Annotated in this window: 8 protein-coding genes; 3 read left to right on the top strand and 5 right to left on the bottom strand. The window is 74.4% G+C overall.

All coding sequences use genetic code 11. The features are described 5' to 3' along the window. Window positions 1–18: 18 nt before the first annotated feature. Window positions 19–4,851 carry a type I polyketide synthase gene (locus tag ACFYXM_RS33215; RefSeq protein WP_389295080.1) on the bottom strand — a complete coding sequence of 1,611 codons (4,833 nt, stop codon included), beginning with the start codon at window positions 4,849–4,851 and terminating at the stop codon, window positions 19–21. Then, on the bottom strand, window positions 4,851–10,673 hold the full coding sequence (locus ACFYXM_RS33220) for an SDR family NAD(P)-dependent oxidoreductase (protein WP_389295081.1): 5,823 nt from the start codon (window positions 10,671–10,673) through the stop codon (window positions 4,851–4,853). Before ACFYXM_RS33220 ends, ACFYXM_RS33215 begins: the two co-directional genes overlap by 1 nt. 868 nt (window positions 10,674–11,541) lie before the next feature. On the opposite strand from ACFYXM_RS33220, the gene ACFYXM_RS33225 reads away from it, so the two are divergent. Then, window positions 11,542–14,439, top strand: a complete 2,898-nt coding sequence (locus ACFYXM_RS33225) for an AAA family ATPase (RefSeq protein WP_389295083.1) — start codon at window positions 11,542–11,544, stop codon at window positions 14,437–14,439. A gap of 149 nt (window positions 14,440–14,588) precedes the next feature. Beyond that, the gene (cutA, locus tag ACFYXM_RS33230) at window positions 14,589–14,915 is read left to right on the top strand and encodes a divalent-cation tolerance protein CutA (protein WP_107430621.1); all 327 of its coding nucleotides are present in this window, start codon (window positions 14,589–14,591) and stop codon (window positions 14,913–14,915) included. Between the two features lie 144 nt (window positions 14,916–15,059). Here the strand turns inward: cutA and ACFYXM_RS33235 are convergent, their stop codons facing one another. Next, the gene (locus tag ACFYXM_RS33235) at window positions 15,060–15,467 is read right to left on the bottom strand and encodes a RidA family protein (protein ID WP_073788037.1); all 408 of its coding nucleotides are present in this window, start codon (window positions 15,465–15,467) and stop codon (window positions 15,060–15,062) included. Between the two features lie 138 nt (window positions 15,468–15,605). Between ACFYXM_RS33235 and ACFYXM_RS33240 the strand changes: the two genes are divergently transcribed. After that, window positions 15,606–15,986, top strand: coding sequence for a helix-turn-helix domain-containing protein (locus tag ACFYXM_RS33240; RefSeq protein WP_073788039.1), 381 nt, complete (start codon window positions 15,606–15,608; stop codon window positions 15,984–15,986). A 51-nt stretch (window positions 15,987–16,037) separates the two neighbouring features. Here ACFYXM_RS33240 and ACFYXM_RS33245 read toward each other — a convergent pair whose 3' ends face one another. Together ACFYXM_RS33245 and ACFYXM_RS33250 are read right to left on the bottom strand one after the other, a co-directional pair. After that, the gene (locus tag ACFYXM_RS33245; RefSeq protein ID WP_073788041.1) at window positions 16,038–16,805 is read right to left on the bottom strand and encodes a YqjF family protein; all 768 of its coding nucleotides are present in this window, start codon (window positions 16,803–16,805) and stop codon (window positions 16,038–16,040) included. Window positions 16,806–17,071: 266 nt separating this feature from the next. Further along, window positions 17,072–21,271, bottom strand: coding sequence for an SDR family NAD(P)-dependent oxidoreductase (locus ACFYXM_RS33250; protein WP_389295086.1), 4,200 nt, complete (start codon window positions 21,269–21,271; stop codon window positions 17,072–17,074). Between the last annotated feature and the right edge of the window lie 30 nt (window positions 21,272–21,301).

The following is a 21,301-nucleotide window of genomic DNA, read 5'->3' on the forward strand; positions in this document are numbered from 1 at the left end:
TGTCGTGGGGCCGCCGGGTCATGCCGGACCGAGTTCGTTGTCGATGAAGGCGAAGACGTCGTCGGCGGAGGCCTCTTCGAGCCGGCCGGTGACGGCGGCCGCGTCGTCCTGACCGAGGGTCTTGTTCAGGTCGTTGAGCAGGGCCTGGAGACGCACGGTGACCCGGCTCCGTTCGATGTCCTCGGCGGTGAGACCGCCGAGCCGGGCGGCGACCCGTTCGAACTCGTCGACCACGGTGTCCACGGAGGTGTCCGCCCCGGCCAGTTCGGTGCCCAGGTGTTTCACGAGGGCGGCGGGGGTGGCGTAGTCGAAGACGAGGGTGGCGGGCAGCGGCACCCCGGCGGCGGCGCTGATCCGGTTGCGCAGGTCGACGGAGGTGAGCGAGTCGAAGCCGAGGTCGCGGAAGGCGGTGGCCGGTTCGACGGCGGTGGCGTCGGCATAGCCGAGTACGGCGGCGGCCTGGCCGCACACCAGGTCCTGGAGGGCGCGTTCGCGTTCCCCACCGGTGAGTCCGGCGAGTTTCGCCGCGAGGCCGTCGGCCTGGTTCGCGCCGTCCGGGCCGCCGGTGGCGCGCCGCGCCCCGGGCAGCGTGTCCAGCAGCGGGGCGGGGCGGCTCGCGGTGAACGCGGGGGCGAACACCGACCAGTCGACATCGGCGACGGTGACGGTGGTGTCACCGCCGTCCAGGGCCCGCCGCAGCGCGGTGAGGGCGACGTCCGGGGCGAGCGGGGAGATGCCCATGGCCCGGGTGGCGGAGCGGACCGTGCCGTGCGCCGCCATGCCGTCGCCGCCCCACGGCCCCCAGGCCACGGACGTGGCGGGCAGCCCGAGCGCGTGCCGGTGTTCGGCCAGGGCGTCCAGGAAGGCGTTGGCGGCGGCGTAGTTGGCCTGGCCCGCGCCGCCGACGGTGGCGGTGAGGGAGGAGAAGAGCACGAACGCCGACAGGTCCCGGTCCGCGGTCAGTTCGTGCAGGTGGCGGGCGGCGTCCGCCTTCGGGGCGAGGACCCGGGCGAACCGGTCGGGGGTCAGCCCGTCCAGTACGCCGTCGTCGAGGACCCCGGCCAGGTGCACGACGGCCGTGAGGGGGTGCTCGTGCGGTACGGAGTCGAGGAGTTCGGCCAGTGCGGAGCGGTCGGCGATGTCTCGGGCGGCCAGGGTGACCGCCGTTCCGGCGGCCATGAGTTCTTGGGCCAGTTCGGCTGCGCCGGGGGCGTCGGGGCCCCGGCGGGAGACGAGGAGCAGGTGCTCGGCGCCCTCGGCGGCGAGCAGGCGGGCGACGGCGGTGCCGAGCGCTCCGGTGGCTCCGGTGACCAGCACGGTGCCGGACGGCCGCCAGGGGGCACCGGCGCGAGCCGGGGCGGGCTCCAGCCGCCGCCCGTGGGCGCCGGTCTCCCGGATCACGATCTGGTCCTCGTCACCGGAGTCGCCGAGCAGCTCGGCCAGCCGGGCGGCGGCGCGCGGGCCGATCTCGGCGGGCAGGTCGATCAGTCCGCCCCACCGGTCGGGGTGTTCCAGGGCGGCGACCCGGCCCAGGCCCCACAGCCCGGCCTGCGCGAAGCCGCTGACGGCGTCGCCCGGCCCGTGGCCGACCGCGTCCCGGGTGACGCACCACAACGGCGCGTCGGCACCGGCGTCGCCGAGGGCCTGGAGAAGGGTGGCGGCGGTGGCCGTCGGCGTCGCCGGGCCCGGCAGGAACAGCACGCCGTCGACGGCGGTCCGGTCGGCGAGTACGGCTGTCAGCGCGGCGCGGTCGGCGTCGTCCGGCACGGCGAGGGTGCCGATGTCCCGGCCCCGGCCGGTGTGTGCGCCAACTCCGGTCAGCGCGTCGAGGACGGTACGGGTCCACGGGTCGTCGGCTGCGGATTCGGGGACGACGGCCAGCCAGGTTCCGCCGCGCGCCGGGGTGGCGGCGGGGGCGAGCGGTTCCCAGGTGACGCGGTGGCGCAGCGCGTCGGCGGCGGCGTGGGCCTGCCGTCGGCCGTGCCAGGCGGCGAGGGCGGGCACGACGGAGGCGACCGCCGTCTCGTCGTCGAGGCCGAGCGTGGCGGCGACGGCGGGCACGTCCCGGTCGCGCACCAGCTCCCAGAACGGGTCGGCGGCGTCGCCGCCCGCGCGGGCGGCGGCGGAGCGCTCGGCCTGGAGGATGGGGGCGTCCTCCCAGTGCCGGTCCCGGCGGAACGGATAGGTGGGCAGGTCGACGGTGCGTCCGCCGCTGAACACGGCCCGCCAGTCCGGGCCGGTGCCGGTCAGGTGCAGCCGGCACAGCGCGTCGACGAGGGCGGTGTCCTCGGGCCGGTCGCGCCGCTGGGTGCCGATGGCCTCGGGGACCACGTCCCGCGCCATGGTGCTGAGCACCGTGTCCGGGCCGATCTCCAGGAAGCGGGTGGCGCCTTCGGCGACGAGGGTGGTGATCCCGTCGTGGAAGCGGACCGCCTCGCGCACGTGCCGCACCCAGTAGTCGGCGGAGGTCAGGTCGTCGGCGACGCGGCCGGTGACGTTGGAGACGACGGGCAGCGCGGGTTCGTGGAAGGTGAGCCCGGCCAGCACCTCGCGGAAGGGTTCGAGCATCGGCTCCATGCGGTGCGAGTGGAAGGCGTGCGACACCTTCAGCCGGGTGCTCTTCCCGGCCTTCGCGGCGACGGCGAGGACGGCCTCCTCGTCGCCGGAGACGACCACCGAGCGGGCGCCGTTGACGGCGGCGATGTCGACGCCGTCGGTGAGGAGCGCGGTGACCTCGTCCTCCGCGGCCAGCAGGGACACCATGGCGCCACCGGCCGGCAGGTCCTGCATGAGCCGGCCCCGGGCGGCGACCAGCGCGACCGCGTCCGCCAGGTCCAGCACCCCGGCGACATGGGCGGCGACGACCTCGCCGATGGAGTGCCCGGCGAGCAGGTCGGGGCGGACGCCCCAGTGCTCCAGCAGCCGGTACAGGGCGGTCTCGAAGGCGAACAGCGCCGCCTGGGCGTGGACGGTGCGGTGCAGCGGCGCCTCGGCACCGTCGGCGTTCTCTCGGTCGGCGTCCGCTCCGGCGGTGTCGGCTCCGGCGCCTTCCTCGCCCGGAACGTCGAACATGACGTCGCGCAGTGGCCGTTCCAGGTGCGCGTCGAAGGCGGCGCAGATCTCGTCGAGGGCGGCGGCGAACACCGGGAACGCGGCGTACAGGGTGCGGCCCATGCCGGGGCGCTGCGAGCCCTGCCCGGTGAACAGCACGGCCAGGCGCCCGGGTTCGGGGGCGGCGACGGGCGCACGGGTGCCGTCGACGATCCCGCGCAGGGCGTCCAGCAGTTCGTCCCGGTTCCGCCCGGTGACGGCGGCGCGGTGCCCGAAGGTGCTGCGGGCGGTGGCGAGGGTGTACCCGACGTCGTACGGGTCGAGACCGTCGACGGCGGCCAGCAGCCGCTCCGCCTGGCGCCGCACGGTGTCGGCGCCCTTGCCGGAGAGCAGCCACGGCACGACGGGCAGCGCGGCGCGGGCGGGCGCGGCATCGACGGGGCCGGTGGGCGGGGCCTCCTCCAGGATGGTATGCGCGTTGGTGCCGGAGATGCCGAACGAGGAGATCCCGGCGCGGCGCGGCCTGCCGTCGCCGTCCCAGGGGCGGGGCTCGGTGAGGAGTTCGACGTCGCCCGCGGTCCAGTCGACGGCGGTGGTGGGCGTGCCGACGTGCAGGGTGCGGGGCAGGGTGCCGTGGCGCATCGCCATGACCATCTTGATGACGGCGCCGACCCCTGCGGCGGCCTGGGCGTGGCCCATGTTGGACTTGATGGAGCCCAGCCACAGCGGTCGGCCCTCGGGCCGGTCCTGCCCGTACGCGGCGATGACGGCCTGGGCCTCGATGGGGTCGCCGAGGGTGGTGCCGGTGCCGTGCGCCTCGACCGCGTCGACGTGGTGCGGGGCCAGTTGGGCGTCGGCGAGCGCCTGCCGGATGACGCGGATCTGGGCCGGTCCGCTGGGTGCGGTCAGGCCGTTGGACGCGCCGTCCTGGTTGACGGCGGAGCCGCGGACGACGGCGAGCACCTCGTGGCCGTTGCGGCGGGCGTCGGACAGTCGCTCGACCAGCAGCATGCCCGCGCCCTCGGCCCAGGCGGCACCGGCCGCGTCGTCGGAGAAGGAGCGGCAGCGGCCGTCGGGCGACAGCGCCCGGCGCTCGCTGAACTCGATGAACATCTCGGGGCTGGCCATGACGGCGGCGCCGCCCGCGAGCGCGAGGGAGCACTCCCCCTTGCGCAGCGACTGGATCGCGGAGTGCAGCGCGACCAGGGAGGAGGAGCAGGCGGTGTCCATGGTGATCGCCGGGCCCTCCAGCCCGAGGGTGTAGGCGATCCGCCCGGAGACGATGCTGCCGGAGATGGTGCCGCCGAGGTAGTCGTGGTGCATCAGGCCGACGAAGACACCGGTCGGGGTGCCCTTCATGGCCGTGGGGTCGATGCCGGCCCGTTCGAAGGCCTCCCAGCCGACCTCCAGCAGCAGCCGTTGCTGCGGGTCGGTGCCGGGCGCGTCCTTGGGGCTGATGCCGAAGAAGGCGGGGTCGCACTCGGCCGCGTCGTACAGGAAGCCTCCGTGGCGTACGTAGGTCCGGCCCGGGGAGCCGGGTTCGGGGTCGTAGATCGCGTCGACGTCCCAGCCCCGGTCGGTGGGGAAGCCGGAGACGACGTCGCGGCCCTCGTCGACGACCCGCCACAGGTCCTCGGGGGTGCGGATCCCGCCGGGGTAGCGGCAGCCCATGCCGATGACGGCGACGGGTTCGTGGTCCCGCTCCTCCAGCTCCCGTACGCGGCGGCGGCTGCGCTCCAGCTCCGTCGTGGCCCGCTTCAGGTAGTCGCGGAGCTTGTCGGCCGTGGCCGGGGCTTCCATCACAGGGCTCCCAGTTCGTTGTCGATCCTGGCGAAGAGTTCTTCGTCGCTGGCTTCGCCGAGGTCCCCCGGCGGTACGGGCGCGGAGTCGCGACCGTGGGCGTCACGGGCGTCGTACCAGCCGCGCAGCAGCGCTTCGAGGCGTGCGGTGACACGGGTGTGGCTGCCGTCGCGGTCGGGCAGGGCGAGCAGTGCCGCCTCCAGCCGGTCCAGGTCGGCCAGGGCGGACCGGGCGAGGTCGGCCGGTCCGGGGACGAGTTCGGTCTTGAGGTGGGCGGCGAGCGTGCGGGGCGAGGGCTGGTCGAAGACCAGCGTCGCCGGGAGGGTGAGGCCGGTGGCGCGCGAGAGGAGATTGCGCAGTTCGACGGCGGCCAGTGAGTCGAAGCCCATCTCCTGGAAGGCGCGCCCGGGGTCGACGGCCTCCGGGGAGGGGTGGCCGAGTACCGCGGCGACATGGGTGCGGACGAGCTCGACCAGGGCACGGTCGCGTTCGGAATCGGGCAGTCCCGCGAGCCGTTCGCGCCAGTCGGTCTTCGCGGCGACCGGGGCGGCCTCGTCGGCGGCGGGTGCGGCGCGTCGGCCGGGCGCGGGACGGACGAGTCCGCGCAGGAGGGCGGGCACCCCGTCCGGGCGGGCCCGTACGGCGGCGGCGTCCAGACGGACGGGGACCACGACGGAGTCCTCGCCGCCGGGTCCGGCGTCGAACGCGCGCAGCCCCTGGGCGGTCGTCAACGGCGGCAGGCCGAGGCGGCGCAGGCGTTCCAGATCGGCCGCGTCCATGCCGGCGCTCATGCCTCTGCCCGTGTCGCCGCCCGTGCGACCACTCGTACCGTCGCCCGGGGCCCACAGCCCGTAGGCCAGGGAGACGGCGGGCAGGCCGAGGGCGCGGCGGTGGGCGGCGAGACCGTCGAGGAAGGTGTTGGCGGCGGCGTAGTTGGCCTGGCCGCCCCCGACGAGCAGACCGGCGGTGGAGGACAGCAGCACGAACGCCGACAGGTCGAGGTCCGCGGTCAGTTCGTGCAGATGCCAGGCGGCGTCCACCTTGGGCCGCAGCACCCGCTCCAACCGGCCCGTGTCGAGGCTGGTCAGGACGCCGTTGTCGACGACACCCGCGGCGTGCACCACGGCCCGCACCGGGTGCCGGCCGAGCAGCGCGGCGAGGGCGTCGCGATCGGCGACGTCGCAGCGGGCGAGGACGGCCTCGGCCCCGAGCGCGGCGAGTTCGTCGCGCAGGGCGGTGGCGCCGGGCGCGTCCGCGCCGCGTCGTCCGGCCAGCAGCAGACGGCGCACACCGTGCTCGGCGACCAGGTGACGGGCGATCAGGGCGCCCAGGCCACCGGTGCCGCCGGTGACGAGGACGGTGCCGTCCGGGTCCCAGGCGGGCGGGACGCCGGGTTCGGCGCGGGCCAGGCGTGGCACTCGCACCTCGCCGTCGCGTACGGCGATCTCCGGCTCGTCCGAGGCGAGGGCGGTGGCGAGCGCGGTGGTGAGGGCGACGCCGGACGCGGCGCCCTCGCTGCCATGGACGCCGTCGCCGCCACGGGCTTCGTCGTCGCCGTGGACGCCGACCAGCAGGAAGCGGCCGGGGTTCTCCGCGGCGGCGGCGCGTACCAGGCCGAACAACGGGGCGTGCGCGAGGTGGTCGCCGCGCAGCAGCACGGCGAGCCTGCGGCCGGTGAAACGCCCGTCGGCGAGCCAGTCGCGCAGGGTGTCCAGGGTGGTGCCGACCAGGTCCCGTACTCGCGAGGGCAGATCGCCGCCGGTGCCGGGGTCGGGGGCGGGCGGTACGGCGAGCACGACGGTGCCGGGCATCGTGTCCCCGTCGTCGCACGCGTACGCGTCCGCGAGTGCGGCCAGGTCGGGGTGGTGTGGGATGTCGAGCCCGAGGTCGGCGCCGCACACGGCGAGATCCGGCCGGGGCGGGTTCGCCGTGGACCCGGCCCCGGGCGCGGGGACGAACTCGACCCGGTACAGCGGGTCGTCGGCGTCCCCGGCGAGCTGGTCGGCGGCGACGGGCCGGGCCACCAGGCCGCGGACGGTGGCGACGGGCGCGCCCCGGCCGTCGGTGAGGTCGAGACGTACGGAATCGGCACCGGCCGGGGACAGACGCAGGCGCAGACGGTCGGCGCCCGCTCCGTGCAGGGTGATGCCGCTCCAGGCGAACGGCAGCACGGCCTGTCCGCCGGGCAGGTCCAGCAGGTTGACGTGCAGGGCCGCGTCCAGGAGCGCCGGGTGGACGCCGAAGGCGCCCGCGGTGGCGCGCGCCCCGTCGGGCAGGGCGGCCTCGGCGTACAGTTCGTCGCCCCTGCGCCACATGGCACGCAGCCCCTGGAAGACCTCGCCGTATCCGTAGCCGGTGCGGGCCAGTTCGAGGTAGAGCCCGTCCAGGTCGACGGGTTCGGCGTCGGCGGGCGGCCAGACGGCGGGGGCGGGCGAGGGGGACGAGGGGGCCGGGGCGGACAAGGTGGTCGGTGGCGCCTCGTCGGTCGCCGCGATGGCCAGGGCACCGCCCGCGTTGCGCGTCCACGGGGCGTCGGGGGTGTCGGTGCGACGGGACCAGACGGTCAGTTCCCGGCGTCCGTCGCGTTCGCCGTCGACAACGACCTGTACGGCCACGGCCCCCTGCTCGGGCAGGGTCAGCGGGGCGTGAAGGGTGAGCTCCGCCACCGTGCCGCAGCCGGTGAACTCCGCGGCCCGCAGGGCCATGTCGACGAAGGCGGTACCGGGCAGCAGGACGGTGCCGTGGACGGTGTGGTCGCCGAGCCAGGGGTGCGAGGACAGGGACAGCCGCCCGGTGAGGAGCGCCCCTTGCGTGTCGGGCAGTTCGGTGGCGGCGGTCAGCAGCGGGTGGCCGGTGGCGCTCTGTCCGAGGCCGTCGGCGTCACCGCTGCCGTCGGCCGCGGCCTCCAGCCACAGGCGGGTCCGCCGGAAGGCGTAGGTGGGCAGATCGGTGTGCCGGGCCCGGTGAGGAGCGTAGAACGCCGACCAGTCGACGAGGGAGCCGAGGGAGCCGAGGGAGCCGGGGGAGACGCGAGCGCCGGGCGAGCCGGAGGACCCGGAGGAACGGGAAGTGCTGGGAGCCCCGGGGGACTTGGCGGTCCCGGAGGAACCCGTGGGGCCGAGGGCGTTCAGCCGGGCCACGCCCGTGACGAGGTCGTACGGCTCGTCGCCGTCGCGGCGCAGGGTGGGGACGCACGCGCTGTCCTCGGGAAGGCATTCCCCGGCCAGGGCGGTGAGCGCCGCGTCCGGACCCACTTCGAGGAAGGCCCGTACGCCGAGGTCGTGCAGGGTGGCGAGGGCGGCGGCGAACCGGACCGGGCGGCGGACGTGCTCCACCCAGTAGTCGGGCGTGGCCAGATGGCCGGGGTCGGCGAGGGCGCCGGTGAGTGCGGAGACGATGGGAATGCGCGGCGCGCGGTACGCGCACCGGGCCGCGGCCTCGGCGAATCCGGCCAGCATCGGCTCCATCAGCGGCGAGTGGAAGGCGTGGGACACCTTCAGCCGCTTGCCGTGCGCGAAACGGGCGGCGAGCGCGTCGACGGCTTCCTCCTCCCCCGAGATCACCACCGACCGGGGACCGTTGACGGCGGCGAGACCGACCCGCCCGTCCAGGTGGGGAGCGACCTCCTCCTCGGTCGCGCGCAGCGCGGCCATGGCACCGCCCGGTGGCAGTGCCGCCATCAGGCGGCCACGGGCGAGGACGAGGTCCACGGCGTCCGGCAGGGACAGCACATCGGCGACATGGGCGGCGGCCAGCTCGCCGACGGAGTGACCGGCCAGGTGACCCGGGGTCAGCCCCCAGGACTCCAGCAGGCGGTAGAGGGCCACCTCGGTGGCGAAGATGGCGACCTGCGCGTGGTCGGTACGGGTCAGCAATTCGGCGTCGCCGTCGATCAACTCGCCGAGCGGACGTTCCAGGTGGGGGTCGGCGAGCGCGCACACCGCGTCGAACGCCTCGGCGTAGACCGGGTGGGCGCGATGCAGGGCGCGGCCCATACCGACGCGCTGGGAGCCCTGGCCGGTGAACAGGAACGCCGTTCCGCCGCCGACCGGGGTGAGAGGGGTCGCGACGGCCAGCGCGGCCAGCAGTTCGCCGGTGTCACGGCCGACCGCGACGGCACGGTAGCGGAATCGGGTGCGGGTGGTGGCCAGGGACAGCCCGATGTCCGCCGGAGTGGCGTCGCCGCGCCGGGCGAGGTGGTCGCGCAGCCGGTCGATCTGGGCGGCCAGGGCCTCGGGACTGCGGCCCGTGACGACCCAGGGCACGGGGCCGGGCGCGGGCACAGGACCGGTCGCGGGCACGGCCGCGGACACGGGCACGGGGGCGCCCTGCGCCGGGGCGGGATCCGCACCGTCGACGGACACCGGTTCCGTATCGGCGGGAACCCGTTCGGCGGGAGCCGGTTCGGCAGGGGCCGGTTCGGCGGGGGCCGGTTCGTCAGGGGCCTGTTCCAGCACGATGTGCGCGTTGGTGCCGCTGATGCCGAAGGAGGAGACGGCGGCGCGGCGCGGACGGCCGGTGTCGGGCCAGGGACCGCGTCCCCGGGCCAGTTCGACGGCTCCCGCGTCCCAGTCGACCCGGTCCGTGGGGGCGTCGGCGTGGAGGGTGGGCGGCACCTCGCCGTGGCGCATGGCCATCACCATCTTGATGACGCCCGCCGCGCCCGCGGCGGCCTGGGTGTGCCCGAGGTTGGACTTCACGGAACCCAGCAGCAGCGGGCGGTCTGCGGGGTGTTCGCGGCCGTAGGTGGCCAGCAGCGCCTGCGCCTCGATCGGGTCGCCGAGAGAGGTTCCGGTGCCGTGCGCCTCGACCACGTCCACGCCGTCGGCGGTGACCCCGGCGGCGGCCAGCGCCTGCCGGATGACCCGTTGCTGGGAGGGGCCGTTGGGCGCGGTCAGCCGGCTGCTGGCGCCGTCGGAGTTGACGGCGCTGCCCCGCACGACGGCGAGCACCGGGTGACCGTGGCGCCGGGCGTCGGCCAGGCGTTCCACGACCAGCATGCCGACGCCCTCCCCCCAGCCGGTGCCGTCGGCGGAGGCGGAGAACGCCTTGCAACGGCCGTCGGGGGCGAGACCGCGCTGACGGCTGAAGTCGACGAACGTCTCCGGCGTGGACATCACGGTGACCCCGCCGGCCAGGGCGAGCGAGCATTCCCCCGACTGGAGCGCGCGCACCGCCCAGTGCAGGGCGACCAGGGAGGAGGAGCAGGCGGTGTCGACGGTGACGGCCGGGCCTTCCAGACCGAAGGCGTAGGCCACGCGCCCGGAGGCGATGCTCGCCGCGCTGCCGTTGGCGAGGTAGCCGTCGAGGTCCTCGGGGACGGTGGTGAGGCGGGTGGCGTAGTCGTTGTACATCACGCCGACGAACACGCCGGTACGGCTGCCGCGCAGCGAGGCCGGGACGATGCCCGCCCGTTCGAACGCCTCCCAGGAGGTCTCCAGCAGCAGCCGCTGCTGCGGGTCCATGGCGAGGGCCTCGCGGGGGCCGATGCCGAAGAAGTCGTAGTCGAAGTCGGCGGCGTCGTGCAGGAATCCGCCGGTACGGGCGTAGGTCCTGCCGGGCCGGCCCGGCTCGGGGTCGTACAGGGCGTCCATGTCCCATCCCCGGTCGACGGGGAAGTCCGACACGGCGTCGGTGCCCGTCGCCACCAGGTCCCACAGGTCCTCGGGCGAGGTGACACCGCCCGGGTAGCGGCAGCCGATGCCGACGACGGCGACGGGACCGTGGGCGCGTTGCTCGTTCTCGCGCAGTCGGCGCCGCGCCTCCCGCAGGTCCGCGGTCGTCCGCCTGAGATAGTCGAGCAGTTGCTCTTCGTTGTTCACCAGCGCGCCGTCCGATCGAGATCGAAAGTGGGCTTCGGTCCTGCGGACTGTCCCGGGGCGGGCTCCCGGTCCGCGTCTCTCTCCGTTGTCGGAGGCTAGGCAGGGCGCGATGGCGCCTGATACCCCTACGGCCCCCAGGGACCCCGGGGCCGGTACGGGGGCGGGGCGGAGGCGGGGCCGGGACGGTACGGGCCGAGGGGCGTACGGGGCCGGGGCGGAACGGCGCGGGCGGCGGCACGGGGCCGGGCGGTCGGGCGTACCGGAACCGGGGCGGAGGCGTCCGGACGTGACCTGGTTCACGCGCGGCGCGCCTCGTTTCCATTCTTCACCTCCCCGTAAATTCATCGACCAAGCAAAACTTGCTTCGAGCAGGCACTATGAGAGAAATGGAGCCGGAAGAGGCGTGGTTGACAACGTTGGCACCGATCTATAGCGTCTCTGCACTCCATGACCAGGAAGCCTTTCCAAACCGGCTCGGAATGCCCTGCCGAGCCGGATCGACTCACGCCAAGAAGTCTTGAAACAGCCCCAACGAACCCGAACCCGGAACCGTCTAGTGCCGTGACCGGCAACGTTTGCCCGGAAGGAGCGTCGTCCGGTGCGTGCGATCGCAAGGCGGCCGAAAGCTCTCGTAGCGGGCTACGCGGGCTTTTGGCCAATGCCGCGAGCGCGCGTGCCGGACGACGCGACGGGGCAAACGTTGCCGGGAGCGGCACGAGCAGACCGGAGCACCATGGGCTGCCACGGTGGCGGCAGCCTTCGCACCACGGGACGAGCGAGGACGCGGAACCGGGCCCGGTTCCGGCGTACCGCCGCTGTCCCGGCACGAGCGACCCCGCAGGCTCAGTTGGACACAGGGGGGAATACCATGCGTCTTTTTGACCGCTCCAATGATTTACACATACTTAACGAGGCGTTTACCGAGAGCACGAGCGGAAACGGTCAGCTGGTGATCATTGTGGGCGGTCCGGGCGCCGGAAAGACTCAGCTCCTGCATGAATTCCTCGACACCCCGGACCGATTAGGGGCCCGCATACTCCAGGGCACGGCATGCCCGACCGAACAAAACCAGCCGATGAGCCTGTTGCGGAGATTACTGGGCAACGACGGGGTGGGGACCGCGCCTTCGGTCACCGTACCGCCGACGGAGGTGCCCCGGGGGGCGTTCACTCCGTCCGAGGAGCACCGGGACGGAACGGCGCCTGGAGAACCGGAACTGGTAGCGGCCGAGACACTGCTGCGGCTCGCCGACGGCGAACGCCCCCTGGTGATCGCCGTGGACGACGCCCACCTCATGGACCGGGCCTCGCTGCGCGCCGTCGTCCATCTGCTGCACCGGAGCCGTTTCCGCCGGATCCTGGTGGTGTGCACCACGTCCGGCCAGCCCGACGCCGCGCGCTCGGCCGCGTACACCGAACTGATCCGCCAGCCGCACCGACGGGCCCGTCTCGGTCCCCTGTCGGAGCGGGCCGTCGGCGAACTGATCGCCGCTCAGACCGGTTCCCACCGGCCGGCCGGGGTGGTCCGGGCCTTTCACCGGGCGACCGCCGGAAACCCCCTGCTGGTGCACGCCCTGCTGGACGACAGCGCCCGCTTCGGCCGCGAGATGAACCGACCGGTCGCCGGCACCTCCTACCGCCAGGCGGTGCTGTCCCTGGTGCACCGCGGCGAGCCACGCCACGTACGGGTGATCCGGACGCTCGCCGCGCTGTCCGCCCCGGTCTCCGTCACCGCGCTGTCCGCTGCCGCCTCCGCCGCCGCGCCGCCCGCACCGGCTTCCGCCCCCTCCGCCTCCGCACCGGCTTCCGGCACCGCGCCGTTCGCACCCGCCTCCCTCGCTGTCGTCGCCGAACTCGCCGACACCCCGCCGGCCGGTGCCGAGGAGGCCGTCGAGGCCCTCGACTCCGTGGGGTTGCTGGACGGTCATGTCCTGCGCCATCCGACCGCGGCCACCGCCGTGCTCGACGACATGACCCCCGCCGATCGTGCCGGACTGCACGGCCGGATCGCCGGACTGCTGTACCGCAGCGGCGCGCCCGCCCGGGAGGTGGCCCGTCATCTGCGCGCCGCCGACCGGGTCCCGAGCCCCTGGGGCGCGAGTGTCCTGCGCGCCGCCGCCGATCAGGCCCTGGCAGCGGACGACGTGGAGTCGTGCGGCGGATATCTGCGGCTGGTGCTGCGCGACTGCTCCGACGAGCGGGAGCGCAACGCCCTGTCGGCCGCCCTCGCGCGGGCGGAGTGGCGCACCAACCCCGCCGCGGCGGGCACCCATCTGGAACCGTTGCGCCGGGCCGCGCTGGAGGGCGCCCTCAGCACGCGCGACACCGCCGGAGTGCTGCGGCACATGCTGTGGCAGGGCGACACCGAACTGGCCGCCGAGACCGTGGCCGCACTCGTGTCCGGGCACTCCCCGGAGGATGCCCAGATCCTGGCCGAGGTCGAGTTCGTACGGCAGTGGTTCTACGGGGTCGCGCTGCCCACCAGGAGCACCTGGGCGACCGGACTCGACCCGCGCAGGCACGTTCCCACCTGTCGGAACGGCGGACTGACCGCCCAGGTGGCCATGCTGGTCGGCGGGGTCGCCACGGACGACTCCGCCGCAGCGGTGGCCCAGGCCCTCCAGGGCCACCAACTCGACCATCTCAACCTGGAGTTGGTGGCGATGGCGCTCCTGGCGATCGCCCATGCCGACCGGCCCGCGCTCGCTGCCGACGCGTGCGGCGCGCTGCTGGAATGCGCCGCGGATCGCCGGGCCACCACCTGGCAGGCGCTGCTGGGCAGCGTCCGGGCGGAGATCGCCCTGCTGCGGGGGGACATGACGACCGCGGCCCAGGGGGCGCGGTCGGCGCTGGACAGTCTGCACGAGCAGAGCTGGGGAGTGCTCGCCGGTCTTCCGCTGTCCACGGCGATCTTCGCGCAGACCGCGATGGGTGCCTACGACGATGCAGAGGAACTGCTCGCGCGGGACGTTCCCGAACCGATGTTCCGCACCGTCTTCGGCATTCAGTACCTGCGGGCCCGGGGCCACCACTACCTCGCCACCGACCGGCCCTTCGCCGCCCTGAACGACTTCGAGACGTGCAGCCAACTGATGCGGCAGGGGAATTCGAGCCTGCAGAAGGGCATCCCGTGGCGGTCCGACCTGGCCCTGGCCAACCTGCGGATCGGCAGGCCCGGGACGGCCCGGAAGTGGGCCGAGGAGCAGCTGCGGCTGCCCGGCGGACACAGTTCCCGGGCCCGGGCGATGGGCCTGCGCATGCTGGCGGCCACCAGCAAGCCGCACCGCCGAACCACGCTGCTGCGCGAGACGGTCGACCTGCTGAAGGCGTGCGGCGACCAGCACACGCTGGCCCAGGCGTACGCCGACCTGTCCGCGGCACACTACGAGTTGGGCGAGTACGCCCGCGCCCGGCTGGTCGCCCGCCAGGCGGCCCGGGAGGCGAAGGCGTGCAGCGTGGAGTCCCCGGTCGACGCGCATCTGCTGGAGGACCCCGCCACGCGGTCCGAGGCGTCCGGGGCGCAGGGCGGCCCCGCCCTGCTCAGCGACGCGGAGTGCCGGGTCGCGGGGCTGGCCGCGCTCGGATACACCAACCGTGAGATAAGCGGCCGCCTGCACGTCACGATCAGCACGGTGGAGCAGCACCTCACCCGTGTCTACCGCAAGCTCAACGTGGCCAGCCGGTCCGAACTGCCGTCGAAGATGCTGGAGCACCGCATCCCGAAACTCTCCGACCGCTGGGCCACCACCCACTCCCCCGCGGGCTGACCAGCGGCCGACCGGGCAGGCAGCGGTTCCCGGCCTGCCCGGTCGCCTCGACGGCGGGACTGCGCGTTCCCTCGCGAGAGCCCGTCACCGGCTGGATAGGGTCGGAACACACCGACCGGTTGCGGGCACCGACCAGGAGAGGCAGTGGCGTGGTGAGCGAGATCGTGATCGCGCAGACGACCATCGACGACGAGGACCGGGCGAACGCGCTGGCGCGCGGTGCCGTCGAGTACCGGCTGGCGGCCTGCGCCCACGTCGACCCGCCGTTGACCGCGGTCTACCGGTGGAGCGGCGACGTCGAGACGGCCCGGGAGTGGCGGATCTCGTACAAGACGACCACGGGCCGGCTCCCGGAGCTCGAAGCGTGGGTGGCCCGGGGGCACACCTACGACGTACCGGAGTGGATCACGCTTCCGGTCACCGGCGGCTCGGCGGCGTACCTGTCCTGGGTGGCCGAGGAGACCGGTGCCCCGTGACCTTGCGCGCCCTGGGCTTCCGTACGAGACGTCAGGTCTCCGACCCTCGTGTGAGCGTCGTCGGCCGTTCGGTGGGGTCACCGAACGGCCGACGCATATCGGGTTCCTGGGTTCCGTGCTGCGGGGCGTGACAGGAGTGCCTGTTCAGCTGACGATCGCGGTGGCTTCGACCTCGACCAGGAGGTCGGGTCCTGCCAGGGCGGCGACGCCCACCCCCGTGAGCGGCGGGGCCGAGGTGGTCTTCAGCTTCGCGGCCGCTCTGGCGGCTCCGTCCAGGAGCAGGGGCATCTTGTCGGGGGTCCAGTCGACGAGGTACACCGTCAGCTTCACCACGTCGTCGAAGGAGGCTCCGGCTTCTGCCAGTGCCGTGCCGACGTTGAGATAGCACTGCTCGACCTGAGCGGCAAGATCTCCTTCGCCGATCGTCACCCCGTCGGCGTCACAGGCGACCTGTCCTGCGATGAAGACCAGTCTCGTTCCGGATGCGATCGACACCTGCCGGTAGAGGTCGACTTTCGGCAGTCCTTCGGGGTTCACCAGGGTGACGGCCATGCTGACTCCTCGCCATGAAAGCCCGTGGGCTCGGTTTCACCGGACCAAGACGCTCTTGGTCTCTTGTGGTTACTGAGGAACCGTAGGAGACTGGCCGCTGACATGGAAGAACGCACTTTTTGGTGACTGGGGAACCTCATGGTGACCAAGCAGCTCAAGAACCCGGCCGACGAAGCGGACCTGACCCGCGCGGACTCCCTGGCGCGGGAGATCTTCTCGGACATCGCCAACAAGTGGGCGTTTCTGATCATTGAGTCCCTCGGTGAGCGCACCTTGCGCTTCAGTGAGGTGCGCGGAGAGATCGAGGGCATCAGCCACAAGATGCTCACCCAGAATCTGCGCATGCTGGAGCGCAACGGTCTGGTCGAGCGGACCGTGCACCCCACCGTGCCGCCCCGGGTCGAGTACACCCTCACAGAGCCGGGCCGGGCTCTCCGGGCGACCGTCGGGGCAATGTGTGACTGGACCCACCGGTACTTCCGTCACATCGAGGCATCCCGCCACCGCTTCGACGGATGACGGGCCGGGCTTCGCCGGCGAGGTGGCCCCCAGGCGGGCCGGGCAGCCGGCTCACGGCGTGGGGATGCCCCCTGGTATGCGGGGCGGGCTCCCGAACCGGACCGGGACTCCCGGGGAGTACAGCACGCTCATGGGCTCCTCGGCCGGTGCGGGCAAGCCTGCCGAGGTGATGAGGTCCTCGTCGCAGTGCAGGAGTTCGGCACGGTGAAGGGGCCAGCGGGGGTGGGTGTTCGGGAGGTACATCGAACGCCCGAAGAACATGTTGTGCATGCCCCAGCGGGCGGTCAGAAAGTGTTCGAGCGCGGAGGGCTCATCGACCAGCTCTCCGACCCGTACGGCGATCCGGCTGTGCGCGCCCCGCGGGCCGGGCCAGCGCCGGTGGCTGGTGTAGGCGACCGTGTCCCCTTCCGTGCGCACGTCCATCTTGGACCAGACGTAGGGAAGGCGGAACGCTGCCCGGGCGACGGCCACGGGGATCAGGCGGGATGCGTCCAGCGAGCGGAAGACCACGCCGCGTCGGCCGTGGGAGTCCACCGAGTACAGGCGGACGTTGGTCTCCGGGAAGGATCCGAGATAGGGGATGCCGGGAAGGCCCAGCCATCCCACGCGGTGCATCCGGAAGGCGACGAGCCCGACGTAGGTGAGGCCGTCCAGCGTGTCCGGCCGCGTACCGGGCGGCAGCAGCGGCGCGACGACCGCGGGGTCGGCGGCCCAGTGGATGAAGGCCAGATCGAGCCAGGACTGGGTGAGCAGCACGCGGCGTGCCGCATGCGGCGGATCGGCCGATATCGGTTCAGGGGTCGCATCCAACGATGGCATCGCGCCAGTATGTCAGGGGCACGTCCACTGGAACGGCAGGGCGGGACCGCCCCCGGCCGGCCGGACCGCCATCACACGGAGGAGGCCCGGCCCCGCCGGCCGTGACCTGTGCAGGCCCTCGGGTGGCGGGGGGAGCGTGTCCAGGACCCCTGCGGGACAGCCGGACAGACGCGCGCCGGACCCGCTCCGCCGTCGACCGGCGCCCCACGGCTGTCCGTGTGTGCGGCGGGAGGCCGCCGCTCCGCTTCCGTGGGGGTGGGCGCGCTTCAGTCGAAGCTGCCGAGCTCCTCGTCGAGGATGCCGAAGAGTTCGTCAGCCGTGGCCGATTCCAGGCCCTTGCCGGCGTCCGTGCCGTCGGTCGTCGGATCCGGGTCGTCCCAGCGGGCGGTGAGGGCTCGGAGGCGGGTCGCCACACGGGCGCGCCGGTCGTCGTCGAGGGCGGTGGACTCCAGAGCGGTGCCCAGCAGGGTTTCCAGGCGCATCACTTCGGCCTCGATGTCGACGGGCGCGTCGTCGGGGCGCTCGATCCCCGGGGAGCCCAGCTCCTCGTACAGGTGCTGGGCGAGGGCCTCGGAGGTCGGGTGGTCGAAGGTGAGCGTGGTGGACAGGCGCAGTCCGGTCTCGGCACCGAGGCGGTTGCGCAGTTCCAGGGCGGCGAGGGAGTCCACGCCGAGGTCGCCGAGGGGGCGTTCGGGGTCCACGGCGCTGCCGGAGCCGTGTCCGAGGACATCGGCGACGTGTGCGCACACGGTGTCGACGAGCAGGCGCATCACGTCCTCGGCGCCGAGGCCGGTGAGCCGTCGCGGCAGCGACACCGCGGGCTCCGGGGCGGCGGCGGTCGGTCGAACCGTGCGGCGGGGCGCGGCCGAGGTCGGGGCCAGGGCGCGGACCAGGGCGGGCGCGTCCTCGGTGATCTGGACGCGAACCGGCAGGACCAGCGGGCCGTCGGTGGTCAGGGCCTGGTCGAACAGGGTCAGCGCCCGGTCGGCGGGGAGCGGCAGGATGCCGTCGCGGGCCAGTCGGCGCAGTTCGGTCTCGCCGAGTCCGGCCGCCATGCCCTCGCCGGTGTCCCACAGCCCCCAGCCCAGGGACAGGGCAGGGAGGCCCTGGGCGCGCCGGTGGGCGGCGAGGGCGTCCAGGAAGGCGTTGCCCGCCGCGTAGTTGGCCTGCCCGGCCGCTCCGAGGGTGCCCGCCGCGGAGGAGAAGAGGACGAAGGAGTCCAGGCCGAGGCCGCGGGTCAGCTCGTGGAGGTGCCAGGCGGCGTCGGTCTTGGGCCGCATCACCGCCTCCATACGCTCCGGGGTGAGGTCGGTGAGCAGTCCGTCGTCCAGGACCCCCGCGGCGTGCACCACGGCGGTCAGCGGGTGGGCGTCCGGCACGGAGGCCAGCAGTCCGGCCACGGCGGCGCGGTCGGTGACGTCGCAGGCGGCGACGGTCACCCGCGCTCCCGGGGCGACGGGTTCCTCGCGCGTCTGCGGATCCGTGCCCGTGTCCCCGTCCGGTGTCCGGCCGCCGCGGCCGACGAGCAGCAGGTGGCGGGCGCCGTGGCGTTCGGCCAGGTGGCGGGCGAGCAGGCGGCCGAGGCTGCCGGTGCCCCCGGTGATGAGGACGGTGCCCTCGGGGTTCAGCGGAATGGTGGGCGCGGTCCCGGGCGCCGTCTCGGGCACGGTCCCCGGCGCGGCCTCCGACGCGTCGGTCCGGGCCAGCTCCGGTACGTACACCGTGCCGCCGCGCAGGGCCAGTTCGGGCACGCCGGTGGCGACGGCGGCGGGCAGGACGGCGGCCGAGGCGGGGTCGCCGTCGGTGTCGGCCAGCACGAACCGTCCGGGGTGTTCGACGGCGGCGGCCCGCACCAGGCCCCAGACCACGGCCTGGGCCGGGTCCGGCGGCCCGTCGACGGCGACCGCGTGCCGGGTGACGACCACCAGCGGCTCGTCGTCCGGCCGCCCGGCGAGGTGCTCCTGGAGCGCGGCGAGGGTGCGTACGGCGGTCTCGCGGGCGAGGGCCGGCAGGCCGCCGCCGTCCCCCGGGAAGGTGTCCGGGGCGGTGTCCGCCGCCATGGACAGGGTCCGAGGTGCGGCGGCGGTCGCGTCGGCGGGGATGTCCAGCCGGGTCCAGCGCAGGGTGAACAGGTCGCCGGGGGCGGGCGCCGCAGCGTTCAGCTGCGCGGCCGTCACCTGGCGGATGCGCAGCGACGCCGCCTCGGCGACCGGTACGCCCGTGCCGTCGTACAGGCGCAGGGTCATGCGGTCGGCGCCGTGCGGGGTGAGCCGCAGGCGCAGGGCCCTGGCGCCGGTGGCGTACAGGGAGACGCCCTCCCAGGAGAACGGCAGGGTCATCACGGTCGGGTCCTGGCCGTCGAGCAGGTCGATGGCGTGCAGCGCGGAGTCCAGCAGGGCGGGGTGCAGTCCGAATCCGTCGGCCGGGTCGGGACCGGGGTCCGTGCCGGAGTCGGGGCCGGTGGCGGATTCGGCGCCGGGCAGGGCGAGTTCGGCGAAGACCTCGTCGCCGAGCCGCCAGGCGGCGCGCAGGCAGCGGAACGTGGGGCCGTAGCCGTAGCCCTGTTCGGCGAGGTGGTCGTAGGTGCCGGTGACGTCGACGGGCACGGCGCCCGTCGGCGGCCAGGCCGTCACGGAGTCCGGTTCGGGCGCGGGCCGGGGGGCGAGGACGCCGGTGACGTGCCGGGTCCAGTGTGTGCCGCTCCCCTCCGGGCGGGCGTGCACCGTGAGCCGCCTGCGCCCGTCGGTGTCAGGGGCCTCGGCGGCCACCTGGAGCTGGACGAATCCGTGACCGGGCAGGGCCAGGGGCCGTTCCAGGGTGAGTTCCTCCACCTGCGGGCAGCCGGTGCGGTCGCCCGCCTGGAGGGCGAATTCGACGAAGGCGCTGCCGGGGACGAGGACGACGCCCGCGACGGCGTGATCGGCCAGCCAGGGGTGGGTGGCCGGGGAGAGGCGGCCGGTCAGCGCGACCGTGTCCGCGGCGGCCAGGGTGAGGACGGTGCCGAGCATCGGGTGCCCGGTCGCCGTTCCGTCCGTTCCGTCGGTGCGGGCGGCGCCGGGCCCGTCGGTCAGCCACAGCCGCCGCCGCCGGAAGGCGTACGTCGGCAGCTCGACGCGGCGCGCCCCGGTGCCGGCGAAGGTCCGCGGCCAGTCGACGGCGAGGCCGCGGACGTGGGCGGTGCCGAGGAGCGCGGCGAACGTGGCCTCCTCGTCGCGGTCGCGGCGCAGGGCCGGGACGAAGGCCGACCGTTCCGGGTCGGTGACGGCGTGCGCGCCCATGGCCGACAGGACGGCGTCGGGGCCGAGTTCGAGGAAGGTGCGTACGCCGTCGGCCTCCAGGGCGCGGACCGCGTCGCCGAACCGGACGGCCTCGCGGGCGTGCCGCACCCAGTACTCGGGCGTGCACAGCTCGTCCTCGGTGGCGTGCGTGCCGGTGACGTTCGAGACGAGCGGGATCGCGGGCGCGGCGTAGCGCAGTTCGCGGGCGGTCTTCTCGAACTCGGCGAGCATCGGGTCCATCAGCGGCGAGTGGAAGGCATGGCTGACCCGCAGCCGCTTGACGCGGCGGCCGGGGAAGGCGGCGGCGACGGCGTCCAAGGCCGCCCGGGTGCCGGAGACCACGACCGCCCGGGGGCCGTTGACGGCGGCCACGGACACCTCGGGGCCCAGGTGCGGCAGCACCTCGTCCTCGGTCGCGTCCAGGGCGAGCATCGCGCCGCCGTCGGGCAGGGCCTGCATGAGCCGGCCGCGCGCGGTGACCAGCCGGGCGGCGTCCGCGAGGTCCCAGACACCGGCGGCGTGTGCCGCGGCCAGTTCCCCGATGGAATGGCCGGCCAGCCGGTCCGGCCGTACGCCGTACGCCTCCAGCAGGCGGTACAGGGCGGTCTCCACGGCGAACAGGGCGCTCTGCGTGTAAAGGGTGTGGTCGAGCGACTCGGCCTCCTCGGTGCCGGGCCCGGCCCACATCACCTCGCGCAGCGGGCGGTCCAGATGGGCGTCCAGGGCCGCGCACGCCTCGTCGAGGGCCCGCCGGAAGACGGGGTGGGCGTCGTACAGGCCACGCCCCATGCCGGGGCGCTGGGCGCCCTGTCCGGTGAACAGGAACGCGGTCCGGCCCGCGACGGGACGGCCGCGTACGACGGTGTCGGCGGTGCCGGCGCTCGCGGCGGCGTCGGTGCGTACGGCTGTCCCAGGGGTACGGGCCCCGGCCAACGCGTCCAGCCCGGCGAGGAGTTCGTCCTTGTCGCGGGCGACGACGGCGGCACGGTGGGTGAGGGCGGCGCGTCCGGTGGCCAGGGTGTGGGCGAGGTCGGTGATCCGTTCGCCGGCGGCGGTGCGCAGCCGGGCGGCCTGTGCGGCCAGGGCCTCGGGGGTGGCACCGGAGACGACCACGGGCAGCAGCGGGGCGTGGGGTTCGGTCCCGTCGTGCACGGGGATGTCCTCGTCCGGGGCCTCCTCCAGGATCACATGCGCGTTCGTGCCGCTGATCCCGAACGA

It is taken from the genome of Streptomyces sp. NPDC002476 (assembly GCF_042889785.1).
Lineage (GTDB): Bacteria > Actinomycetota > Actinomycetes > Streptomycetales > Streptomycetaceae > Streptomyces.